The sequence below is a fragment of the Chelativorans sp. AA-79 genome (assembly GCF_029457495.1).
Taxonomy (GTDB): domain Bacteria; phylum Pseudomonadota; class Alphaproteobacteria; order Rhizobiales; family Rhizobiaceae; genus Chelativorans.
In genome coordinates this window covers 207964-229280 of record NZ_CP120362.1, presented here as the reverse complement: position 1 = coordinate 229280, position 21317 = coordinate 207964, and the positions used below count along the sequence as shown (strand labels likewise).

21 protein-coding genes are annotated in these 21317 nt (G+C 63.2%); 9 read left to right on the top strand and 12 right to left on the bottom strand.

What is annotated here, in order from left to right:
• Positions 1-91: 91 nt before the first annotated feature.
• The 5 genes from traC to PVE73_RS27055 all read left to right on the top strand — a co-directional run bounded on the left by traC (position 92) and on the right by PVE73_RS27055 (position 4046).
• Positions 92-355 carry a conjugal transfer protein TraC gene (gene traC / locus PVE73_RS27075; protein WP_277367695.1) on the top strand — a complete coding sequence of 88 codons (264 nt, stop codon included), beginning with the start codon at positions 92-94 and terminating at the stop codon, positions 353-355.
• Between the two features lie 4 nt (positions 356-359).
• On the top strand, positions 360-575 hold the full coding sequence (gene traD, locus PVE73_RS27070; RefSeq protein ID WP_277367694.1) for a type IV conjugative transfer system coupling protein TraD: 216 nt from the start codon (positions 360-362) through the stop codon (positions 573-575).
• Positions 562-2487 (top strand): Ti-type conjugative transfer system protein TraG, encoded by a 1926-nt coding sequence (gene traG, locus PVE73_RS27065; protein WP_277367693.1) that lies wholly within the window; start codon positions 562-564, stop codon positions 2485-2487. Before traD ends, traG begins: the two co-directional genes overlap by 14 nt.
• A 57-nt stretch (positions 2488-2544) precedes the next feature.
• Positions 2545-3594: a hypothetical protein gene (locus PVE73_RS27060; protein ID WP_277367692.1), complete on the top strand. Its 1050-nt coding sequence runs from the start codon at positions 2545-2547 to the stop codon at positions 3592-3594.
• A gap of 185 nt (positions 3595-3779) precedes the next feature.
• A complete protein-coding gene (locus tag PVE73_RS27055; RefSeq protein ID WP_277367691.1) occupies positions 3780-4046 on the top strand; it encodes a WGR domain-containing protein in 267 nt (88 codons plus the stop codon).
• Positions 4047-4126: 80 nt separating this feature from the next.
• On the opposite strand, the gene PVE73_RS27050 is transcribed toward PVE73_RS27055, so the two are convergent.
• From PVE73_RS27050 to PVE73_RS27035, 4 genes are all read right to left on the bottom strand, one after another.
• The gene (locus PVE73_RS27050; protein ID WP_261522637.1) at positions 4127-4444 is read right to left on the bottom strand and encodes a DUF736 domain-containing protein; all 318 of its coding nucleotides are present in this window, start codon (positions 4442-4444) and stop codon (positions 4127-4129) included.
• A gap of 582 nt (positions 4445-5026) precedes the next feature.
• Entirely contained in the window at positions 5027-5968 is a 942-nt protein-coding gene (locus tag PVE73_RS27045; protein WP_277367690.1) for a hypothetical protein, read from the bottom strand.
• Complete coding sequence (locus tag PVE73_RS27040) at positions 5968-6900, bottom strand: zincin-like metallopeptidase domain-containing protein (RefSeq protein ID WP_277367689.1); 933 nt, start codon at positions 6898-6900, stop codon at positions 5968-5970. The genes PVE73_RS27045 and PVE73_RS27040 overlap by 1 nt, the downstream gene beginning before the upstream one ends.
• Positions 6901-7139: 239 nt before the next feature.
• A complete protein-coding gene (locus PVE73_RS27035; RefSeq protein WP_277367688.1) occupies positions 7140-7325 on the bottom strand; it encodes a hypothetical protein in 186 nt (61 codons plus the stop codon).
• Positions 7326-7676: 351 nt separating this feature from the next.
• On the opposite strand from PVE73_RS27035, the gene PVE73_RS27030 reads away from it, so the two are divergent.
• From PVE73_RS27030 to PVE73_RS27020, 3 genes are all read left to right on the top strand, one after another.
• A complete protein-coding gene (locus tag PVE73_RS27030; RefSeq protein ID WP_277367687.1) occupies positions 7677-8273 on the top strand; it encodes a hypothetical protein in 597 nt (198 codons plus the stop codon).
• 421 nt (positions 8274-8694) lie between these two features.
• A complete protein-coding gene (locus PVE73_RS27025; RefSeq protein ID WP_277367686.1) occupies positions 8695-9204 on the top strand; it encodes a DarT ssDNA thymidine ADP-ribosyltransferase family protein in 510 nt (169 codons plus the stop codon).
• A gap of 1 nt (position 9205) precedes the next feature.
• Positions 9206-9919: a hypothetical protein gene (locus PVE73_RS27020; RefSeq protein ID WP_277367685.1), complete on the top strand. Its 714-nt coding sequence runs from the start codon at positions 9206-9208 to the stop codon at positions 9917-9919.
• A 137-nt stretch (positions 9920-10056) separates the two neighbouring features.
• Here the strand turns inward: PVE73_RS27020 and PVE73_RS27015 are convergent, their stop codons facing one another.
• The 7 genes from PVE73_RS27015 to PVE73_RS26985 all read right to left on the bottom strand — a co-directional run bounded on the left by PVE73_RS27015 (position 10057) and on the right by PVE73_RS26985 (position 14591).
• Positions 10057-10452, bottom strand: coding sequence for a type II toxin-antitoxin system PemK/MazF family toxin (locus PVE73_RS27015; RefSeq protein ID WP_277367684.1), 396 nt, complete (start codon positions 10450-10452; stop codon positions 10057-10059).
• On the bottom strand, positions 10445-10699 hold the full coding sequence (locus PVE73_RS27010) for a type II toxin-antitoxin system prevent-host-death family antitoxin (RefSeq protein ID WP_065818563.1): 255 nt from the start codon (positions 10697-10699) through the stop codon (positions 10445-10447). The genes PVE73_RS27015 and PVE73_RS27010 overlap by 8 nt, the downstream gene beginning before the upstream one ends.
• A 106-nt stretch (positions 10700-10805) precedes the next feature.
• The gene (locus PVE73_RS27005; protein ID WP_277367683.1) at positions 10806-11393 is read right to left on the bottom strand and encodes a hypothetical protein; all 588 of its coding nucleotides are present in this window, start codon (positions 11391-11393) and stop codon (positions 10806-10808) included.
• A gap of 356 nt (positions 11394-11749) precedes the next feature.
• Positions 11750-12103: a hypothetical protein gene (locus PVE73_RS27000; RefSeq protein ID WP_277367682.1), complete on the bottom strand. Its 354-nt coding sequence runs from the start codon at positions 12101-12103 to the stop codon at positions 11750-11752.
• Positions 12100-12363 carry a hypothetical protein gene (locus PVE73_RS26995; protein ID WP_277367681.1) on the bottom strand — a complete coding sequence of 88 codons (264 nt, stop codon included), beginning with the start codon at positions 12361-12363 and terminating at the stop codon, positions 12100-12102. Before PVE73_RS26995 ends, PVE73_RS27000 begins: the two co-directional genes overlap by 4 nt.
• Complete coding sequence (locus PVE73_RS26990) at positions 12360-12833, bottom strand: hypothetical protein (protein WP_277367680.1); 474 nt, start codon at positions 12831-12833, stop codon at positions 12360-12362. Before PVE73_RS26990 ends, PVE73_RS26995 begins: the two co-directional genes overlap by 4 nt.
• Positions 12834-12923: 90 nt before the next feature.
• Complete coding sequence (locus PVE73_RS26985) at positions 12924-14591, bottom strand: ParB N-terminal domain-containing protein (RefSeq protein ID WP_277367679.1); 1668 nt, start codon at positions 14589-14591, stop codon at positions 12924-12926.
• Between the two features lie 430 nt (positions 14592-15021).
• Between PVE73_RS26985 and PVE73_RS26980 the strand changes: the two genes are divergently transcribed.
• The gene (locus tag PVE73_RS26980; RefSeq protein ID WP_277367678.1) at positions 15022-15957 is read left to right on the top strand and encodes a DUF4238 domain-containing protein; all 936 of its coding nucleotides are present in this window, start codon (positions 15022-15024) and stop codon (positions 15955-15957) included.
• A 268-nt stretch (positions 15958-16225) separates the two neighbouring features.
• On the opposite strand, the gene PVE73_RS26975 is transcribed toward PVE73_RS26980, so the two are convergent.
• The gene (locus PVE73_RS26975) at positions 16226-21298 is read right to left on the bottom strand and encodes an N-6 DNA methylase (protein ID WP_277367677.1); all 5073 of its coding nucleotides are present in this window, start codon (positions 21296-21298) and stop codon (positions 16226-16228) included.
• Positions 21299-21317: the final 19 nt, after the last annotated feature.

The window sequence follows — 21317 nt, the reverse complement described above, 5'->3', positions numbered from 1 at the left end:
CCCGTCATTTCTGCCGGGTCGCGCTGCGCGCGATCCCGGCCGATCCTCGCCATCGCCACAACGCGAATGGTCGAGAAGGAAGACTACCGGAATGAAGAAGCCGTCATCGAAGATCAGGGAAGAAATCGCCAGGCTGCAGGAGCAGCTCAAGCAGGCTGAAACGCGCGAGGCCGAACGCATCGGACGGCTCGCCCTCAAGGCCGGTCTCGGCGATATCGAGATTGAGGAGCGCACGCTCGCAACCGCGTTCGAGGAACTCGCGGCGCGGTTTCGCAAAGGGAGCGGACGGGCGAGCAGGCCCGCGTCCGCGCCGGTCGCGCCTGGCGCGGCTCAGGGGCCGTCTGGCGAGGCTTGAGCGGATGCGACAGGCAAGCCAGTCAGAGGCGCGCAAGAAGGATACGCGCGAGAAGATCCAACTCGGCGGGCTGATCGCCAAGGCCGGGCTTCGTTATGAGAAGCGCGCTCTCCTGCTCGGCCTGCTGATCGACGGCGCCAGCCGGATCAGGACCGACGAAGCCGAGCGATCGCGCCTGATGGCGATCGGGATGAAGGCGTTCGCCGATGACCCCGACTAAGCTCGCCTTGCTCCTTGCTCCGGTCATCATCATGACGGGTATGTGCCTCGCCCTGACAGGCATGGAACACTGGCTCGCAAGCTTCGCCCGCGCGCCCGACGCGCGCCTGATGCTTGGCCGGATTGGAATCGCTCCTCCCTATGCCGCCGCGGGAGGGACCGGCGTAGTCTTTCTCTTCGCGGCCAGGGGCGCGATGCCGATCCGGCACGCGGGCTGGGGGGTCGTCGCCGGCACGCTGGTGGTGATCACCATCGCTGCGGCCCGCGAGATCGGCCGGCTCGCCGCATTCGCCGCAACGGTGCCTCCAGGCACATCGATCGTCGAATACACCGACCCCGCCACGGTGACAGGGGCGGTCGTTGCGGCGGTCGCCGGCGTGTTCGGTCTGCGCGTCGCCATGCGCGGCAATGCCGCCTTCGTGGCAGCCGCGCCACGCCGCGTCCGGGGCAAACGCGCCATTCATGGGGAGAGCGACTGGATGACCCTCTCTGCGGCCCGGCGCCTCTTTCCAGAGGCCGGTGGCATCGTCGTCGGCGAGGCCTGCCGCGTCGACAGGCAAGCGGCCGGCGGGCGCGGTTTCCGCGCCGACGACCGCGAGACATGGGGTGCTGGGGGAAAGTCGCCGCTGCTGTGCTTCGACGGTTCGTTCGGCTCCTCGCACGGGCTGGTCTTCGCCGGGTCGGGCGGCTTCAAGACCACCTCGGTGACCGTTCCGACGGCGCTCAAATGGGGCGGCGGGCTGGTCGCCCTCGATCCATCAAACGAGGTCGCGCCGATGGTGATCGGGCACCGGCGCAAGGCCGGCCGATCGGTCTTCGTGCTCGACCCGAAGGAGCCGGGCACCGGTTTCAACGTGCTTGACTGGATCGGGCGGTTCGGCGGGACCAAGGAGGAAGACGTGGTGGCGGTCGCCACCTGGGTCGTGACCGACACGGCCCGCCAGGCTTCGATCCGCGACGACTTCTTTCGCGCGTCCGCGCTTCAGCTCATAACCGTGCTGATCGCCGATGTGTGCCTGTCGGGGCATACGGAAAAGGAAAGCCAGCATCTGCGACAGATGCGAGCGAACCTCTCCGAACCCGAGCCCAAGCTGCGTGAGCGGCTTCAGCTGATCTACGACAATTCCGGATCCGCGTTCGTCAAGGAGAACGTGGCGCCGTTCATCGCGATGACGCCCGAGACCTTCTCCGGCGTGTATGCCAATGCGGTCAAGGAGACGCATTGGCTTTCCTATCCGAACTATGCCGCGCTGGTCTCCGGCAACAGCTTCTCGACCGACGATCTGGCGGACGGCGAGACCGACGTCTTCGTCAATCTCGATCTCAAGACGCTCGAGGCGCATCCCGGCTTGGCGCGCACCATCATTGGCGCCCTGGCCAACGCCATCTATAACCGGGATGGCAAGGTGAAAGGCCGCACGCTGTTCCTTCTCGACGAGGTCGCACGGCTTGGATATCTCCGCATCCTCGAGACCGCTCGGGACGCCGGGCGCAAATACGGCATCAGCCTGTTGCTCCTGTTCCAGTCCATTGGCCAGATGCGTGAAACCTACGGTGGGCGGGATGCATCGAGCAAATGGTTCGAGTCCGCTTCGTGGATTTCCTTCGCAGCGATCAACGATCCGGAAACCGCCGATTACATCTCGCGGCGCTGTGGCAACACGACGGTCGAGGTGGAGCAGCTCAGCCGGACCTCGCGCATGTCTGGATCGTCGCGGACGCGCTCGCGGCAGCTCTCCGCGCGACCGCTGATCCTGCCCGAGGAGGTCCTGCAGATGCGCGCCGATGAACAGATCGTGTTCACCTCAGGCAACCCGCCGCTCAGATGCGGCCGCGCCATCTGGTTCCGGCGAGACGATATGTTTTCGATCGTCGGAGAAAGCCGATTCAGGGCAAGTAGCCCCGTCCCGTAACCGTTGCTTGCCAGGCCTCGCGATCTGTAGACAATGGAAATGGTTGGGGAGGCGGCAATGGCGTTCTTGAAGTGGCTGTTCGGCAGATCTTCGACAAAGGGCTGGACCGTGTCGGAGAATGGCAACCCGATGCTCGTTGACGGGTCCACCCGCATCACGGTCTTTCCGCAGGATCGCGGATGGAAGTTCTGCATCGCAGACGTTGAGGACAGGACGGAACCCTATTTCTCCGAAGCATATTCCAGTGAACAAGATGCACGCGAAGAGGCAATCGCGTACTACCGGGAAGAACCGCCACGGCATCAGCCTCTTTCGGCGTCCGGTGCCGAAAGCCGCCGTGAGCGTTGGGAAGCACACATCCGCGACCGCACAAAACTGATCGAGGAGATCCGGCGGTTCCTTTCAGACAACCCCGATTCGGGCATCTCTGCGCTGCGGAAACCTGAAGCCAAGGTCGCCAGCCACATCAAGCAGCTCGAATGGCAAGTTGCCGAATACCACCGTGCCGATGTTTCGCCGGAACTGATCCAAGTGGCGAAACGGCAGGCGCAGACGCTTTCTGAACTTGCCCGAGAGATTAGTGCCAGGATCGAAGCCAGGCAGAAACAGCGCCCACCGCGCAACGCCCCCGTCCAGGACAGCCAGTTGACAGATGAACTGGCCGGCAAGGTCGACAAGGTCATTGGCCTCCTCGCGAAAGAGCCGGTGATGGATGACGAGAGGCGAGAGCGGTTAAGCAGGCGATCGATGCAGGTCGCCACAAAGAAGATGCTCGATCAAGGGCTCACCTATGGAGAGGCATCTGGTGCGCCGGATTTCCTGAACCAGGACGAAGCCTCCTTTCGTGCTTACATGAAAGAGGCCGATCAGGACCTGTCGTGGCAGTGCGACACGGTCGCGGATGCCTTCAAAGGGTATCTCGCCACAGGCGAAGTTCCGGCGCCTCACTATCCGATGAGGATTGCTGTTCTTTTGCACAGGGCCCGGGATTTTGCTCGAGAGAAGCAGTTTCTGGCCGCGTGGTGCAAGCATTTTCCGTCCGGGAATGGCACCACCTACGCCAAAATTGTCGAAAGAGCCAAGAAGTGCGGCGCGGTGCCCTCCTGACCAGCCGGCGAGGGTCGGGGTTCCTCTGCATGGCCCCTCTTCCGACTATTGCAGGAACGATCGGCGTTCTCTCCACCCGCGGTTTCCCCGGGTTTGAAGTCGTATCAATCCCGTGAATCGATCAGGGCCAACCGATTCAAGAAATGCGTTGGACGACGCTTCCGCGTGGAGCGAGACTTCCGCACATGAACGATCGCCGTTTGGTTCATCTTCGCCGCATTGACCCGTCGCAGAACATGCGGCGGTTCTACAGCCTTTCCGTTCAGCCCACATTGTTCGGCGGGGCGTCCCTCGTGCGGGACTGGGGTCGGATCGGAACGCGCGGCCAGTCGATGATCGAAACATTCGACACGCCCGCCGAGGCCGGCGATGCGATGTTGCGGCTCGAACGCAGGAAGCGGCGCCGGGGCTATCGCGACCCGCATTTTTCGCTGAGCGGCAGGCGGGAGTGAGGTGGAGACTGGGGTCTAATCTGGCGACCGTTTGACCCAAAAACGGCCCCGCCTTTTCGGCGGGGCCGTTGGGGATCTCGTCAGTCCCGATTGCCGTTGGGGCGGGACCAGATGAGCTGCACGCCTTCCTGGCCTTCCACCTCGATCAGGGTGGCGTAGATGGGAGCCGGAAAGCTCGGGTCATCCAGCTTGACCGAAAGGTAGTCGCGTTCGGTCTGCTTGGCCTGTTTCTGCCACGCCGCACCCAGCTCGACTGCGCCCGAGAAGATGCGGAAATGCGGTCCGTTCTCGGAAGGGCTTTCGACGCGCTCGAAGCGGGCCTTGACGTTCAGCGTGAGGGTCTTGATCGTGCCAGTGAAACCGTTGCGGGTGGTGGTGAAGGTGCCGATGTTAGCCATTGTCGTGTTCCTTTCGAAGTTCCGAGCCGCGCCCATCGCGGTCTCGATGGCTGTCGAAAAGATCGGGAACGACCGGCATGCACCTGAAAGGCCGCAATGAAATGGAGGACGGCCGGGAGGAACTTTCTTGCGCGAGGAATGCGAACTCACGTTCGCAGGGGAAGAAAGTTCCGGACGGGCGTTGCAGAGGCCGGGCGAGGCGAAGCCGGTCCCGGTCAGACATGCCCCATCGAGACGCGCTGGGCGAGCTCCAAATCATCGAGATGAGGGGAACACGACATGGCGCCCGGGCCCGGAGCCATTGCGCTTCAGCAACGTCCGTCGGCGGGATCAATCGCGCGCTCGACGCCGGCGACTTTGACGGCAGACTGTCACGCCTGCAACCGGGCTCCATTCGCTGGTTCTCGCGCGCAGGACGAGCGGTGCCGTGCCCAGTCGGTCGAAGAACTAACCGTCGCCCTTACCGTCCTCCGCTGGTCAGCCAGCTTCGATAGAGTCCGCTTCTGGCATCCGCTGGAAGCCCGATGCCCGATGCCCACGATATCTCGCGACCGGACGGCAATCGGAAGGATCGAAGGCTGCCTAGACACCGCACATGCCCTCGCACTCGTTCGGCCACAGGTCGAGTTGCCCGTGGTCGGACAGCGTCGACAGATCGGCTTCGTCAAGAGGAACGGCGGACCGATGGAGAAAGACCTCTCCCCGAATGCCACGCAAACCCGTCCGGATGGCTCGATCGACCTCGACGGCATCGAACCAGGCATCCGGATCATGATCGCGCATGGCGCGCCAGCGTGCGTTGTCGTGAAATGAACACCCGATGCAGGCCGATTTCGGCGGTTCGGGGTAATCGTGGCGGCGCAGCCAGGCGAGGCAGCCCTGACGGCTCATGCGCATCTCGATCAACGGCCAGCGGTTGACCTGCCAGGTTTCGCGGCTCGGCTTCACGCGCATGATCTCATCGCACGAGATTCCGATCCATTGCTCGACAACGGCATGGCCGGGCGAGCGCTTCCGGGCGAGCCCCGCAAGCTCCCTCACCTTCCGGCGGATCGGTACGATCTTGAAATCCGTGGTGCATTGACGCCGGATCATGCCGATGGAAACCGTGTCGCGTGTTGTGCGCCGTGTGGAGACCTCGACGAGCGCACCGGCCGCATCCTCGTCGAACACCGGCGCGGTCGAGCCCGCCCGCGTGACCGTTTTGGCGAACGCCGGAATCGACGCCCAGCGTTTACCCTTTGCGGCTCCCATGAGCTGATCACGTATGTTGCCCGCCGAAACGACGTGGATGGGGAACGGCAAAACGTTGGGCGACCGCAGCCAGTCGAGATGCTCATAGACCGCCTTCGGCTCCCAGCCAGTATCGGCGAATATGGCGCAATCGGGCATCGGGCCGATCTCGCCATGGGCGGCCATCAGCGCCAGGGTGGTCGATTGGACGCCGGCGCCGAGCGATAGCACGCGCAGCCGGATGGCGGAGGGCTCGATGCCCTCTGCAGCAGCATTCGAAAAGGAAAGCATCAGGCCGCCTCCAACTTTCCCGTGCCGGTGGCGGAGGGCTGCAGACCGTGCAGGTAGGTCACGGCCCGTTGCGCATGGGCGGCGGCCTGAAAGATTGCCCTTCGGTCGTCGGAAAGGACGCGCAACCAGCTCGCAACATAGGACGCATGGTCCGGCCGCGGTTCGAGTTCGGGAACGATGCCGAGGTCCGCGCAAAGCAGCGCCGAGCCGACCTCGGCCACGAGCTCTTCGCGCGCGCGCTCGGTCTTGTCCTTGGCGTAGCGGCTCAGATCGCGGCCAACCCGATCGGGCCTCGAGGTCCAATGGACCGTTTCGTGACTGAGCACGGCGACGTAGGATTCGGCGTCCCGGAACGTCTCGAAGGGCGGCATCTGGATGTGATCGCTTGCCGGCGCGTAGAATGCTCGCGCGCCGCCATGCCGGACCACGGCCCCGGTGTTGGCGAAGAACCGGTCGGCATGTTCGATCCGCTCGACAGGATCGATGACCTTCGCGGGCCGGTGGTAATAGTGATCGGGAAGCCCGTCGATCTGATCGCAATTGAAGACGGTGTACGTCTTGAGGAACGGAATATCGCGCTCCAGTTCCTCGCCCTGGGCGTCCGTCTCGGTTTTCGTGAACCGGCTCGCATAGACCACCGTCGCGCCGGTTTCGCCCTTGCGGACTTGCGCGCCGATCTGAGCCGCCTGCCGATAGGTCATCCAGAGCGGCGCGGTGAACCCGCGCGCCAGGCTCTCCGACCACAGCAACAGGACGTTGATGCCGGTGTATGGTTCACCGGTATGGCGCAGCGGCCGGGTGATCCGGCCGTCGGCATGGCCTGCGCTCCAGGGTTTCACCCATGGCCGCACGCCCTTCTCCAGATCGGCAACGATCTTTTCCGTGATGCGCGCGTAGATATCGGACTTCGCGCCCTTTTCTTTCCTGCTCATTTCAACCTCCGTATCTGGAGGCCGCGCCGATCGCGGCCCCCGTCACGGGGCCGGTTCAGGCGGAGCTTCAGGGCGCGCCTGCACCCGCAGGGCCGGACCGAAGGGGAGGACGGCGCAAGCCGTTGCTGGCGCGGCCGGCACCGCCAAGGCCACCGACCGAGACGGGCCGCGGGCGGTCCAAACAAAAAGGGGCGGCGGCGCCAGGCGCCGCCGTTGCGGACAGTGAGTTGAAGGGCGGTTCAATGGACCGCGTGTCCACCGGTGTAGGGATCGTATTCGAAGAGTATGTTGACCTCAGACTCCTCGACTTCATCGGCGGGCAGCACCCCGTATGCGTCGTCGGACTGGAAGAGGACCACCGGGGTCATCAGGGTGCGGGCGAGTCTCCAGGCGTGTTTCTGGGCAAGGGAAAGATCGTTTGACATCCGAGGGCTCCATCGTTGGAGCGGGCCAATTCCCGCTCTGATGGCTCCGTCAGTGTGCGGCAAGCGGGCGCGATCACCGTGCAGGCGTCAGCCAAACGGCCGCAGCTTTGCTAGCGGACCCTTTACGGGTTGATCGTGAAAGTTCCGCGGCCGCACCAGGAATGCCATCCCTGAAGAGCGGGATTGGACTGTCCTGGGAACGAGTCCGAGTTGAGCGTATTCGTGCTTGCGGCAGACAGGCGACAGTGTGCCTACGGACCCGGCGAAGGACAGACCGACGGTTGGAGACTATGACGGTTGCCGGACTTGGCAACGCGGGATAGCTTTCCTTGATTGACCGGGGGAACACCGATGAGGAAGATTCTACTGCTATCGGCCATAGCCGCAGTCGCGATTTCTGTTCCGGCGGTGGCGCAGACGCAGATGTGGACGTCCGTCGACTCGGCCCACCGACGCACTTGCCCGTCGACTGAATGCGGCAGCGTCGGCATGCTCTTCTATCGGGAGTCGGCGACGGTCTTCGAGACCCGGAACGGCTGGTCCCGGGTGTCTCAATACTACGACGCCGCCTGTTCGGGAGGGCGGTCGGCCTATGTGGAATCGGGGAAAGCCGACTGCTCGCCAACTAATGGGTTCGAAGGCGGGCAGTTTGCCGAATGGGTGCTCTCCGACCTGCTGACGGCACAACGCCCCGCAGATCCGTCCGAGGGGGCGACCGGGACAGCGGCGCTCATCGGCCAGAGCGATGACTTCCGGCTGCACCGAGAGGCCTTCGTGAAGGCCACGGACGAACTCATCGCCTCCGGAACGTGCCGGGCATCGGATTTCGAGGAATGGGGCGGCTGGATGAAGTCGTCGAACAAGGGCGCTGGCATCTATTTCAGCTACTGCGGAGGCGGCTCCGACCGGATCTATCTTAATGTCGGCAGCGGCCGTGTGTTTCGATGAGTTTCCGCGTCGGCAGCGCGGTTGCGGGCATAGAGCTCGCCGGGGTTCCCAATCGCCATTTCCACCGGCCCGAGAAGCGGAGGCGATCACGGTGCTGGTGTCGGCCCAACGGCCGCAGCAGCTGTGCTAGCGGACCGTCTATTGGTTGATCGTGGAAGTTCCGCGGCCGCACCAGAGATGCCATCCCTAACGAGCGGGGTTGGACCGTTCAAGGTTGTACGTTTTTCGTGCAGTCGGAAGTGCACGATCTTCGTCACCGCCCTGCTACGCTACACAATGTTCCGCATCCCTGAGACTTGGCCATTTCTCAAGGACATTAAGGCGATGATGTCACAAGCAACTCATTGTGCCCTTCTTGTGCACGCATGGCCACTAACCCAAGAATCCCGTAACATCTACTGACCGTTGGCGGGAGGTAGGCATGGCCATCACGACACTTGGGCAAATACCACTTCTGCATCATTTTACTGATAGACGGAATCTCGACTCCATCCGTCAGCTTGGCGGACTGTATCCATACTCGATGCTGGCTCAGCAAGGCGCCGCTATCGCTGCGCCAGGCGGGAACGATTGGAGCCATGACGCCGATGCGATGAAGGGTGTGGACGGTGACGTTCACCTCTGTTTTCGCAACAATCACCCGATGGAGCATGTCGCTCGCCAGGACGGTCGGATCGCAGACACGATCTTCCTCCAAATCCATGCTTCGGTTTTGCAGTGGCCGGGCGTAAGGTTCACAAGTGATGTCGCCAACAAGGCAGGTGTCGTTCCTATTCCCATAGCCAACGCTGAACCAATGATCGACTTCGAGGTTCTCTATACGCGAACCGATTGGAACGACCCTGCTATTTTGGCGCGCCTCCAGCAGGCCGAGAAGTGCGAAGTGCTAGTCCCCCATGCTATCCCGCTCGCGTTGATAAGGAACGTCTAGCATGGCGGAACGACCAATCTTTGTCCCGACGAGTGAGCAGGACGGATACGTCAAGCGGGTGGACTTTGAGATTCCTTGGGCGGGCGGCTTCGCTGACGTGCAAAAACAGAAGAACATCCGAGCTCTGCACAGCGCGGCAGAACGAGCCGGGTACGCTCCCCTTCTAGAGATTTCCAGCAAATCGGATGTAAAGGCAGGTCGCCACCTGAGCGCATTTCATCTGCGAGTGCCTTTCGAAGATGACAGCATCCCGCTAGAGAATGCATTCCAAGGCAGCAAGATCTTCGAAAATGGTGGACCGTTCATTGACCTGTATCGCGTGGAACCGAGGGAGGCCAAACGCGATGCTCGATTAAGGGAGTCTGGGCCACTCGTTGGATTTGGCTTCGAGAGCATCAACTTTCCATTGAACCCGACGACCGTGTTCTACGATTGGCTCTATCTGCAAGCGGTATTTCCTCATCGCGAATGGCTGATGAAGCGCATCACCTCAGACGTAGAGTATGCCGGCTTCACCGATATCGAGTTTAACCCTGCAAAATCTGTGAACTGCCAAGCAAAGTCGTGTGCGCTCTTTGTTGTGCTCATGCGTGAGCACAAGTTGGAGCCATACATGCAGTCGCCAGAGGTCTTCGTTAGCAGGATCGCGCGACACGCGCGCGCCACCCGATCGCATGAGACGCATTGGAAGCAACAGCGGTTGAAGATTGAGTAACAAAATTGTGCCGGCGCGCAACTTCTTTCGCCGACCCGACTACGCAACTTCGGATACCACTACCGCGTGACTGATTTCTACACAAAACTCGACGGCATCCAATTGTCCGATTGCGGACACGGTGGCGGTTGAAAAGATCATGTGCGCTTCACGGCCTTGATGGCGGCTGTTCGGGCCGACTGTTTGATGGTCGCGGCAATCTCGCGGAGAAAGGCAGCACTTACCGATCCGATGGGCTCGGTTGAAACAAAGTCGTAGTCCTTGTCCATTTCGACGCGATTGTACTCGTCGAGGATGATCCAGCACGGCGCGGCAAGTCCTATGCGGCGGCATTCGGTTTCGGGCACGCTCAGGGCGAGTTGGCCGGCAAGAGGTGGCTTGGACGTTAAGGGAAAGAGAAAAACGACATCCGGATTGCCCGGTATCTTGATGACGATGCAGACGGGGCGAGGCTTCCGTCCGGATTCCTCGCCCTTTTGTGCTTCGCGGTGCCAGAGATAGTGGAACTCTGTGACGTCGCCCTGCTCAAACATCGGTCTTGGCAGGTTCAAGTATGGCGTCTATCCCCGACATGAGCTCCTCGTGGACATCGTCCGGCGCATCATGCAGCGAATAGGCCTTTGTCGGGCTCGGCTCGCCCCGCATTCGGTGATAATCCCGGGCCGAGAGGACATAGAGCTTTTCCTTGCCGTGCTTGGTGAGCACGACCGGCTCGATCATCGCCGTCTCGAGGATTTCGCCCGAGGAGCGGTTCATGTCGGAGAAGGTGTACTGTTTCATCTCTTGGCTCCGGTGTTTCACGTAAAATAGGTATTTTACGTCATTCTGTCAATCCGAGTTGTCGGAGACGAAACAACGGGCGGAGCCGGAGCTCCGCCCGAGCCGCTCAGCCAAGAGCGGACATCTGCATTTCGGCCGCCTTGCGATCGACGGTCTGGCCGGGATTCTCGACATGGCGCTCGAAGGGCTTCCAGGCTTCGCCGACGACCTCTTCGTAGGCGGCCACGACGCCCTCGGCGGCGCAGCGGAGCGCGTGGGCCTGAATGCCCATATCGGCGGCGAATTCGCGCTTGCGCTGGGCGGCGCTGTCGAAACCGACTGGACCATCGAGGTCCGCGTCGCGGGCGTCGTTGGCGCTTCTGGCCGTGGCATCGCGGGCTTCCGAAACCGACCGGGAATAGAACTGACCGGCGCCGTGGGCTGAGCCGACATAGGAGCCGACGATCCGCTGAAGATGGATCTGCATGGCCCGTTCGCCGAGGCCTTCGTTCAAGGACTCGGCTGTGTCGATGATGATCTTGCGATGGAGATCGCGGATGCCGTCGCTGTCGATGACTGGGAGGCCGAAGCTTTCGGAAATGAGCGATGCCTGGGCGCTGTCGGGACAGGCGAGGCGGACCATTTCGAGGGAGGCGCCCTTTCGGAGCTGGACGACCTTGCTGGATTGACGGCTGGAACGAGCGGTTCTGGTCATGTGAGATCCTTTCCTTCACGGTCTGGCCGAAGGCTCGAGCCGACCCCTGCCGGCCCTCCCTTCGGGCGCGGTCCAGAAAAACCGGCGGAAGGAGGAGGCTTCAGGGTCCGTGCGGACCAAAGCCGAGCGGACCAGCCTTGCGGGCAAGCAGGGCCTATTGCCCTTGCGCCGACCCGCGGGGCTGGTTTGCCGAGGCTGGTGCTCACGGCCGCTCCGCGGCGCGCCAGCGGCCTTGAAGCCTCCGGCCACCGGTTTAGGACCGAAGCCAGAACCGAAGGGAGGGCCGGCATGGAGTTTGCGTCCCCCCGGCCGTGTCATGAAGGAAATGACGATGACGCCCGGGGCCGCGCATCCAGTCACTCCGCCAGGCCGGGTACGGCCGAGGATAGCCGATCCTCATTGTCGTTGCCGCTCTTTGCCCTGACGACGGCGATCGCCCGTTCCTGACGCAAGAGTTTGCGAGACAGGGCATCAATCTCGCCGCGCCGCTCAAAACCGAGCTGATCGACATACGCCCTGAATAGGGCTTCGTCCGACAGTGTCCAGCGCGAACCACCTCTCCGGTGCAATCTCGCCTTCGCCTTGGCGGTTACCGTCATCCTTTCGGCACGGGCCGCGATCTGGCGCTCGATCCTGTCGAGATGCGCGCGCGTTTCCCGGCAGGATGCTTCCATTCGGGAAAGCAGTGACAAGCGGGTAACCCGCATCATCGTGGCGTCCTTCCCGCTCTTAGCCGATGCCAATCCGGAAACGGTGTCGACCCCGCGGTGTAGCCCGGCGGAATAACGGCAGGCGTCATGGATGCAGCGAGATCCTCGCCGGCGACGGCCCAGTCGACAATCGCGCCCGCCGGAAGAATGGATGCAGGGGGTCCGTCGAGCTGCCTCTCCAGGATTGCGGAGACGGCCGAACGAGGATCGGCGCCGGTGGTATCGATGAGAATGTGCACCGCGACGAGATAGATGGTCATGCCGCCCTCCCCTCGACCTGGTCGGCCGCGGCCTCGTCGGCGGTCACCTCACGAAGCACGGCATTTGGATAACCGTGCCGCGACAACCATTCATCGGCGGCCTGCCGACTGGTCGCGACATGGACGAGCTCGGCCTCATCGCCGGGGCGGTCGAGCACGAGGACGGAGCCGATGGCGGGCCGTTCGACCACCGTGAAGGCGAGGTCGCTATCGACCGAAAAGGTCTTGAATACCTTGAGCACGATCACCGCCTTGCTGCCGAAATCGCCCTCATGAAGCGTAATCGCGGCCGGTATTGTGGTTTCCCCGACGCGTGTGCCGGTCTGTTTCCTGACGAGCCGGCCCGTGTTGTTTCGACTGTCCCAGGCCCGCAGCTTGCGCCGATTTCGTTCGGGAGGCCGCGGGGAGCCGTCGGAGTAGCGGATGATCGCGCCCAGCGGCACGTGGTCGAAGATCAGTTGCGCGGACATGACGTCCTCCTGTTCTGGATGCTGAAAACGAAAGCGCCGCCGGAGCGGGCCGGCGGCGGATTGGGCATTCGAAAGAGAAGGGTGGTGGGGCTATTCTGCCGCCTCACGGAAGTCTTCGCTGTCGTCGTGGTCCGGGTCGACCGGTTCGGCGCCCGTGCCGTCCGGCTCCTCGTTCTCCTCGGTGACCGTGTTGGACGCGAGCCACGCGGCGAGCGCGTCGCGGTCGGGTGCAAAGAACGCCGAGGGATGAACGAAAGTCTGCTCGTTGAACGCATCGACCAGCGCCGCCCGCGTATCCTTGACCCGGGGCCGGGGCAGGACGGACGTGCCTTCGCACGATGCTTCGAGGGCGGAGCGCGACAGGCAGGACAGAAATTCCTCCGTGCCCATGTTTGGCAAAAAACCGTCGGCGCCGATCACTTCGCCCGCAGCGCGGGCAACGATGCCGCTATTGGTCCGGTTCTCTTGGCAGGAGAGCACCTCGATCAGCATGGAGCGGACCGCGACGCGCAGGGTCTCCATGTCGAAGGTGAGCTTGCCCTCGGCGTCGAAGAGCGACGCCGCGTGGCGCGCGATCCGCCGATTGCCATAGTAGTAATCGTCTCCACCCCCATTGGCGGAGTCCACCCTGACATTCTGGCCGGCGAAGGCGAGGACCAGCAAGGCCATCAGCGTGTCGTCCTCGATCGGGGCGCGGCCGAGCGCCTCATGAAGGGCGTCGGTGCGGAAGTCGCCGATCATCTCGAAGCCCTTGCGAGTGACGTCGGGCCGCGTCTTGGGCATCACGACGGCGTCGTCGCCCGAAGACCCCTTGCCCTTGGCCGCTTTCGGCTCCGGCATACGGAAGTGAACGGTCTGCACCTTGCCGTCGCGATCGAGATACATGGCGGAGTGATCGGACTTCTTCGGCTTGCCATAGACCCGTTCGGCCTTCTTGGGCAGCTCCGGCTGGCCCCATGTGTTGGCCTCGGTGATGACCCCCTTCTTGGGCAGGTTCCGCGTCATCCACTCCTGCTGCGCACCGAGATAGGCTTCGACGTCGGTGGTGTAGCGGCTGTCCTCGTCGGCGGGCGCGAACAGGTCCTCCACCCAGGAAATGCCGTAGGCCTGAGCGAGCTCGTCGTCGAAACTCGCATCGCGCGCATACATGCGGGTCTTGGAAAGGCCGTTGGCCACGCTCCACCAGGACACATGAGGATCGCCCTTGCTGGGCTTGTGGGCCTTCCAGACCTCCTTCTGCTCCTCGAGCGAGGCAGCCGCGATCGTGCGGAGTTGGCTTTCGTTCGGCATGTCGCCCTTGGCCATATGATCGAGCATGGCCGGCAGCACATTGGCGAGCAGCCGCAGCTTTCGGATCTGGCGGACCGAAAGCGCGAGCGCCACGGCGATCGCCTCTTCCGTCCAGCCAATGGCGACGAGGCGCTCGATCGCCCGCCACTGGTCGACCGGATTGAGCCCTTCATGGGCGAGCGTTTCGACGAGCGAACGCATGGCGCCACCATCCTCGGCGGCCTCTCCGACAATGACCGTAATCTCTTCGAGACCGGCGGCGATCGCCTGTTTGACGCGGCGGTGCCCGGCCTGGATGACAAAGCCGTTACCGCCACCCCGCTGAGGCGCCACGACGGGCGGCTGCACGATGCCGACCGCCTTGATCGTTGCGAGCAGCAGCGCATCGGCCTGGGGATTGGATTTTGAGCGGCGGGCCTTGTCGGGGTTTTCGACGAGCGCGCGCGGATCGACGAGCTTGATTTCCATCGGGATGCTCCTTTCGGGGTTGGGGAATCCGGCACCACGCCGGTCCCTTTCGTCTTCTTCCCGAAGACATCCCCCGGCCCGCGGAGCGGACGGGCCGGTGCAACTGCGGCGGAGCATCCCTGCCCGGCAGGGCGAGCAGGGCTGGCAGCCCTGCGCAGGACGACGCGGCCGGGATCGCGAGCGGCGCGGTTGAGGTGAAACCGTCAGCGGCCTGGCCGCTCTGCGAGGGGTCCCTCTCCGTCCCTCTCCCCTTTTATGTGGCGTTGGCAGCGGGTTGTCAGATGCGCCGCTCTCCACACGCGCTTGCCCGTCCACGGTGGGGTGGGGAGCCGAAGGTCTGCTTATGGGCGGTCCGCTGGGATATTAGACGTTCGAGATCTGGCAAGTTAGGTTCTGGTGCAACTACTTTGCCGTCATTTGGATTTCGCCGATGACCGAACAGCCTCTGTACCACCACTATCTGCCCTCGTTTTATCAGGCGCGTTGGGCGGGCGAAAATGGCAAACTACGCCGGTTCAGCAAGCCGCACGCTGACAGGCTGGTTGCGAAGTGGGTTTCGCCTCAGGTCTCCGGCGGAGAAGAATTGCTGTATACGGACCCGGTTGCGGTGCCAGAAAGTGCGCAGGCTCTGGAGACAGGGTTCATGTCGCCGCTGGATTCGCTTGCGGCAGAAGCTCTGACCGCGCTCGAACAGGGGGACCCGCGCATCCGGCGGGATCCACGGATGCGCAGCGCGTGGTCCCGCTTCCTCATGTCGCTCATGATGCGGATGCCGGACCATCTCGATACGCTCGAAACGGGGCTAGCCGAGGAGTGGGCTCGTCACATGCCTGAATTGGAAACGGCCTATGCAGAGAAGAAGAATTCGGACGCCCCGCCCACGTTCGCCGAATTTATGGACACGCGCTCGCCCGAAGAGATGCGGAGTTGGATGATCACCGTTCTCCCCACCCTAGTGGACCACGCCCCCATCGGTGGGTTGCTCAACAATATGCGCTGGTTCATTCGGCGGATAGAAGGGAATGCGGAGTTCTTAACCAGCGATCGGCCCATCATCACTTGGTATGAGTTTGCCGCCCGCGACTCCTACGTCATTCTTCCAATCGGTCCGAAGGCAGCATTCTGCGCAGTGAATAATCTCGAGACGCAGCGCAGGATTGAATCTTGCGCCCCTGAACAATGGGTAACGGGCCTAAATAAATCGATCGCCGGGGCTGCAAGGAAGTTCGTGTTCGCACGAGACGACAGCATGAAGGATTTCATTGCTGAACACTTTGGCACCAAGCCGCGCCCGACGCTCTTTGAGTACCTGCTGCGGTTTCGGCGAAAGAAGAACGAAGAGGCTGGCTCATCCACCAGCCCCTGAAGACCTTCTGGCCGTAGAGGCGCATGGCCGACACAGGCAATGGTATCACGGCCGCTTTCGCGACACGGCCTTCCGACCCAGAACCACCGACTTGAGGTCGATTCCAGCCGTCGACGGTTCGTTGACGAAGACTCTGGCCGACTTCTGACCTTTGCGATCTGCTTCGGTTCCTTTGGCAGATCATGAAAACTGCCCGGCTCCGTCGTGTGCTCAGGCAGTTTGCAAGATTAGCCGCTGAACGGTTGAGGTCAACGCCCGCGCAGTTTCATCACGCGGCGGCCCGTTCGGACACTGTCGCTGTGTCCGCGAGCTCGGCTTCAATCTCGGCCAGTTGCCGGCGCTTGTCTTCAAGCTCTCCCGCAAAGGCGAAGGCCTCGCCCTGGCGAGCGCGGTAGGAGGCGAGCCTGCGCTCCGCGTCCGCCAGACGCTGGCGATAGCGAACCCGCTCATCCTCGAATCCCGAGAGCGCGTGCTCGAGCCTGGAGACAGCGCCGAGCGGTGTCGTCGTGACGGGAAGTTCGGTCTCGTCTTCAGCGCCGGTGCGCATCAGCATGGTCGTGTAGCGATATCCGTCCCCATCGACCCGCTCGCCGGAGAATTCGACATCGAAGCCGCCGATCGAGGCGATCGCGGCATCACCCTCCTGCTGGAGCTGGACCAGGGTGAGGATCTCCTTCATCAGCGCCCTGCCGGCGGGTTTGCGCTCGGAAAAGAATTTGTCGGCGACCGTCATGGCGAAGGCCTCCCCCGCTGTCGAAACGCGCCGGTCGATGTCCATGCCGATGTCAGCGATGCGGCGGGTCGCGATCTCGATGTCGCGTTCGGCCTCGCGGATCTGACGGCGGACCGCATGCTGATCGTCCAAATGGGCGGCGCGCAGATGCTCCAGCCGGGCGATGTCGGCCTCGAGCCCGGCTTTCTGCATCAGGCGCGGGTCGCCCGAAGCGATCGCCTTGGCCATGGCGAACTGGTTGGCCTGGCTCTCGCCCATGTCCTCGAGCCTGCGGATCGAGGTGTCGCCGGAAAGCGCGGCGGCGATGAACCGAGCCTTGCGTTCGTTGTTCTGCCACATGGTGGCGTCGAGCGAGCCTTCGGTGGCATAGGCGAAAATGTCGATCTCGTCATGCTGATTGCCCTGCCGGCCGATGCGCCCCTCACGCTGCTCGATCTGCGAGGGCAGCCACGGCACGTCAAGGTGATGCAGGGCCTTGAGGCGCAGCTGGGCGTTGACGCCGGTGCCCATGGTTTCCGACGAGCCGATCAGGAACCGGACCTTGCCGGCATTGACGTCACCGAACAACCGCTGCTTGGCCTGCGCGCGTCTGAAATCCTGCATGAAGGCGATTTCCGACGCCGGCACGCCCCTGCGCACGAGCTCGTCCCGGATCCAGCGGTAGGCAGAGAACCCCCTGCTCTTTTCCACGCTGATCGTTCCGAGATCGGAAAAGATCATCTGCGCGGCGCCGGACAACTCAAAGCAATCGCCATCGGGCTTGCGATAGGTGTTCTGTGAGGTTTCCGACCAGATGCGGAAGGCGTTGCCGATCAGGTCGTTGAGCTTGTTGTCGGGCTCGTCGCCATTGTCGGGATCGATCAGGCGCAGATCGATCGCAGCGTGACGGCCGTCGGTGATCACCGACAGCAGGATGTCGTCTCCGGGCTGCGCCGGTCCCTCCCGTTCCTCGATCGCATTGATGCGGGCATCGAGCACGGTCTGATAGCGCTTGAAAGCGGCAGACGGCTTGGAGGTCCTGATCTGCCGCTTGCCGGTCGAGACCGCGGGCACCTTCACATATTGCCGCAAATCCTCCGGCAGCACGACGTCCGCAAAGGAGCGGAACATCGCGATGAGCTCGGGCACGTTGACGAATGTGGCAAAGCGCGTGACCGGCTTGTATTTGCCCGATGGCTGAAGCTCGAGTTCGGTCGTCACATCGCCGAAGGTCGAGGCCCAGGCGTCGAACTCGTGCAGGCCACGCTCCTTCAGCGCCTCAATGCCGAGGGAGCGCTGCACCGAGAACATCTCGCCGAGCGTGTTGGTGATCGGGGTGCCCGACGCCAGCACGAGCGCGCGGCCGGGGTTCTTCGTTTCAACGAAGCGGGACTTGACGTAAAGGTCCCACGCCCGCTGTGAGCCCGTAGGATCGACGCCCTTCAAGCTCGACATGTTGGTGGCAAAGGAGAGCTTGCGGAACTCCTGGGCCTCGTCGACGATGATCTGATCGATGCCGAGCTCGGAGATGGTCAGTAGATCGTCCTTCCGCGTGGCGAGCGCCTCGAGCCGTTCCTTGAGGCCTTCTTTCAGCCGCTCGAGCCGTTTGCGCGACACACGGTCATCGCCGTCGACCTTGGTCAGTAGCTCCTCGTAAAGCTCCAGTTCGTCCTGGATCATCTGCTGTTCGAAGACGGACGGAATGGAGATGAACCTGAACGCCGAATGCGTGATGATGATCGCGTCCCATTTGGCCGTGGCGGCCCGAGCGAGGAAGCGATGCCGCTTGTCCTTGGTGAAGTTGGTTTCGTCGGCAACGAGGATGCGGGCGGTCGGATAGAGCGCCAGGAACTCGCGCGCCGCCTGGGCGAGGCAATGACCGGGCACGACCAGCATCGCCTTGGCGATCAGCCCGAGCCGCTTCTGCTCCATGATGGCGGCCGCCATGGTCATGGTCTTGCCGGCGCCGACGGCGTGGGCGAGATAGGTCGAACCCGCCGAGATGATGCGCCAGATGCCGCGTTTCTGGTGCCCATAAAGAGAAAAGGCGCCCGAGGCGCCCGGAAGCTGAAGGTGATCGCCGTTGAACGTTCGCGGAGCGATGTTGTTGAACCGGTCGTTGTAGTCCCGGGCAAGCCGGTCGGTGCGGTCCGGATCGGACCAGATCCAGGCCTGGAAGGCCGTCTTAATCTTTGTGAGCTTCTCCTTGGCCGCCTCGGTGTCGACCACATTGAGGACGCGACGTTCGCTGTCGCCTTCCTTCACGGTATCGAAAATCTGCGGCACCCGGCTGTTGAGCGCATCGGCGAGAAGCTCGCCCGCGTGCCGTCGATCCGTGCCCCATTCCGAGGTCCCCGCGGCGCAAACCCCAAGCTGGCGCGCCTCGACCGTCCAAGAGGCGAGCTCCGGCATGTGGCGGATCTTGATTTCGGCGCCCATCATCTCCCTGACGAAGGCGACAATGTCGGCGGCGGGAATCCACGGGGCACCGAGACGTGCCGTGATATCGGAGGGGTTCAGGTCGGCCGGCTGGACATCACGCAACGCCCTGACATTGCGTTCAAACACCGGATCGAGTGCAGCGGCGGCTTCCGCGGCCCTGAGCTTGTCGCGCACCTTGCCCGAGAGATAGGCGTCGGCGGTCTGCCAGGACCCGGTCTCGGGGTCGCGGAAAACGGCGTCGCCCAGCTCGGCGATAACGGTGTCCACATCGGCGTGCATGAGCTCGGCAATGTGATCGACATCGACATGACCGCGCTCGTTGAGCACCACGGCCAGCGCATCGGCGGCAGAAGCGATGACCGGCGCCGAGGGCGGAGCAATCACGCGCTCGGTAAAGATCGGACCGGGGCGCGCCGTGTTCGTCTCGAGGTCGTAATCCTCGATAGAGGCGACGAGCCAGCAATCGGGATCGTCGAGGAAGGGCTGGAGATTGGGACGACGGTGCGTTTCGCGGACTTCGCCGGTCTCGGGATCCTCCTTCACCGACACGGAGGTGGAATTGACCGGACCGAAGGCACGCACGAAATTCGACCATGCGATCCGCAGCCTGACTTGGTGCTGCTTAAAGGGCTGATCAAGCTCCTGGGCCTTCAGGACCTCGCGCACGGCGTCGCGGATCGGGATCAACTTGCGGATGATCCTGGCATGTTTGTCGGAGATGCCGTCAGCGGCGCGGCCCTTGCGCACCGTGATGCTGACGGGTTCACCGTCGCGCATCTGCATCAGCGCCTGGTTCTTCCCTACAAAGAAGCTGCCCTCGCGGATCCCCTGCCCTTCGGGCCCGTCGAATTGGTCGGCATCGCCGGCATCGGTTTCTGGAGCGATGGCTTCGGGCTCGCCGTCATAGATCGCTTCCGGAAGAAGATGGATGGCGGCGGCAAGCGCGTGCTCCAGATCGACATGAGGCTGCGGCAGGCAGGTATAGGTCTCGCCGTAAGGTCCGGACGTCGTGGCATGTGTTCCCAACACGTGATCCGGATGCTGCGCGAACCAGCGATTGATGCGGATGGGGCCCTCGTCCTCGGTTGCAGGCCGGACCTCTTCTGTTTCCAGCCAGGACATGTCGCCATCGTCGTCTGGCCTGCGCTTCCGGAAATAGAGGATGTCGACCACCACGTTCGTGCCGGCTTCGGCCCAGAAACTGCGCTCCGGCAGGCGGACGGCGGCGACAAGATCGGCCTGTCTGGCAATCGTCTCCCGGGCACCTGTATCGGCCTTGTCCATGGTGCCGCTGGAGGTGACGAAAGCCGCAAGCCCGCCGGGCTTCAGCCGGTCGATCGCCTTGACGATGAAATAGTCATGCAGCCGCAGACCGAGGCCGCGATACGCCCGGTCCGAGCGCACCGTGCGATCGGAAAAGGGCGGATTGCCGATCGCCAGATCGAAATGCGCCGGCAGATCCGTACGGGCGAAGTCGCCATTGACGATCCGGGCGCGGGGCCGGAGCAGGCGGGCGATCCGCGCCGTGACCGGGTCGAGTTCGATACCGGTGACATGGCTGACCGGGCGCAGGTCCTCAGGCATCAAGGCGGGAAACAGCCCCGTGCCGATGCCGGGTTCGAGCACCCGGCCGCCGCGCCAGCCGAGCCGCAGCAAGCCCGACCAGATGGCCCGTACGATGAACTCCGGCGTGAAATGCGCATACTGCGTGCAGCGGGCGAGCGAAGCGTATTCCTGCTCGGTGGTGGCATCCTGCAGATCGGCGCCGATCTCCTGCCAACCCTTGCGAAACGCCTCTTCGCCCGGACGCCGGAACACCGCATTGGCCAGTTCCGAGGCGCCGAACCCGGTGAACTTGATGAGCGCCGCCTGTTCCTTGGCCGTCGCTGGGCGGGCTTCGGATTCGATTGTCTGGGCGAGCGCGATGGCGGCGATGTTGTCCTTGGCGCGTTGTCTCCAGCCGCGGGCCAGACCGCGATCGCCGGCGAGATGGAAGTCCTCGCCGCGTTCGTTGTCGGCGGCCTTGCCGGCGCGTTGTGAGGCCGCCGGCACCGGCTCTTCCGGCGTATCATCATGATCCTCCAGCGGTTCGATCGTCGTGCCGAACGCGGTGACGCCAAGACCGAGACCGGATGAAAGGGAGGTGTTGCCAAAAAGATCGAGCGTGAAGGGGTCGTCCTTGGGCATCGGTTGTTCTCCGTGTGTT

Excerpts from the sequence above, each read along its gene's own strand:
- traC (WP_277367695.1), top strand. The coding sequence starts at position 92 with ATGAAGAAGCCGTCATCGAAGATCAGGGAAGAAATCGCCAGGCTGCAG.
- traD (WP_277367694.1), top strand. The coding sequence starts at position 360 with ATGCGACAGGCAAGCCAGTCAGAGGCGCGCAAGAAGGATACGCGCGAG.
- traG (WP_277367693.1), top strand. The coding sequence starts at position 562 with ATGACCCCGACTAAGCTCGCCTTGCTCCTTGCTCCGGTCATCATCATG.
- PVE73_RS27060 (WP_277367692.1), top strand. The coding sequence starts at position 2,545 with ATGGCGTTCTTGAAGTGGCTGTTCGGCAGATCTTCGACAAAGGGCTGG.
- PVE73_RS27055 (WP_277367691.1), top strand. The coding sequence starts at position 3,780 with ATGAACGATCGCCGTTTGGTTCATCTTCGCCGCATTGACCCGTCGCAG.
- PVE73_RS27050 (WP_261522637.1), bottom strand. The coding sequence starts at position 4,444 with ATGGCTAACATCGGCACCTTCACCACCACCCGCAACGGTTTCACTGGC.
- PVE73_RS27045 (WP_277367690.1), bottom strand. The coding sequence starts at position 5,968 with ATGCTTTCCTTTTCGAATGCTGCTGCAGAGGGCATCGAGCCCTCCGCC.
- PVE73_RS27040 (WP_277367689.1), bottom strand. The coding sequence starts at position 6,900 with ATGAGCAGGAAAGAAAAGGGCGCGAAGTCCGATATCTACGCGCGCATC.
- PVE73_RS27035 (WP_277367688.1), bottom strand. The coding sequence starts at position 7,325 with ATGTCAAACGATCTTTCCCTTGCCCAGAAACACGCCTGGAGACTCGCC.
- PVE73_RS27030 (WP_277367687.1), top strand. The coding sequence starts at position 7,677 with ATGAGGAAGATTCTACTGCTATCGGCCATAGCCGCAGTCGCGATTTCT.
- PVE73_RS27025 (WP_277367686.1), top strand. The coding sequence starts at position 8,695 with ATGGCCATCACGACACTTGGGCAAATACCACTTCTGCATCATTTTACT.
- PVE73_RS27020 (WP_277367685.1), top strand. The coding sequence starts at position 9,206 with ATGGCGGAACGACCAATCTTTGTCCCGACGAGTGAGCAGGACGGATAC.
- PVE73_RS27015 (WP_277367684.1), bottom strand. The coding sequence starts at position 10,452 with ATGTTTGAGCAGGGCGACGTCACAGAGTTCCACTATCTCTGGCACCGC.
- PVE73_RS27010 (WP_065818563.1), bottom strand. The coding sequence starts at position 10,699 with ATGAAACAGTACACCTTCTCCGACATGAACCGCTCCTCGGGCGAAATC.
- PVE73_RS27005 (WP_277367683.1), bottom strand. The coding sequence starts at position 11,393 with ATGACCAGAACCGCTCGTTCCAGCCGTCAATCCAGCAAGGTCGTCCAG.
- PVE73_RS27000 (WP_277367682.1), bottom strand. The coding sequence starts at position 12,103 with ATGATGCGGGTTACCCGCTTGTCACTGCTTTCCCGAATGGAAGCATCC.
- PVE73_RS26995 (WP_277367681.1), bottom strand. The coding sequence starts at position 12,363 with ATGACCATCTATCTCGTCGCGGTGCACATTCTCATCGATACCACCGGC.
- PVE73_RS26990 (WP_277367680.1), bottom strand. The coding sequence starts at position 12,833 with ATGTCCGCGCAACTGATCTTCGACCACGTGCCGCTGGGCGCGATCATC.
- PVE73_RS26985 (WP_277367679.1), bottom strand. The coding sequence starts at position 14,591 with ATGGAAATCAAGCTCGTCGATCCGCGCGCGCTCGTCGAAAACCCCGAC.
- PVE73_RS26980 (WP_277367678.1), top strand. The coding sequence starts at position 15,022 with ATGACCGAACAGCCTCTGTACCACCACTATCTGCCCTCGTTTTATCAG.
- PVE73_RS26975 (WP_277367677.1), bottom strand. The coding sequence starts at position 21,298 with ATGCCCAAGGACGACCCCTTCACGCTCGATCTTTTTGGCAACACCTCC.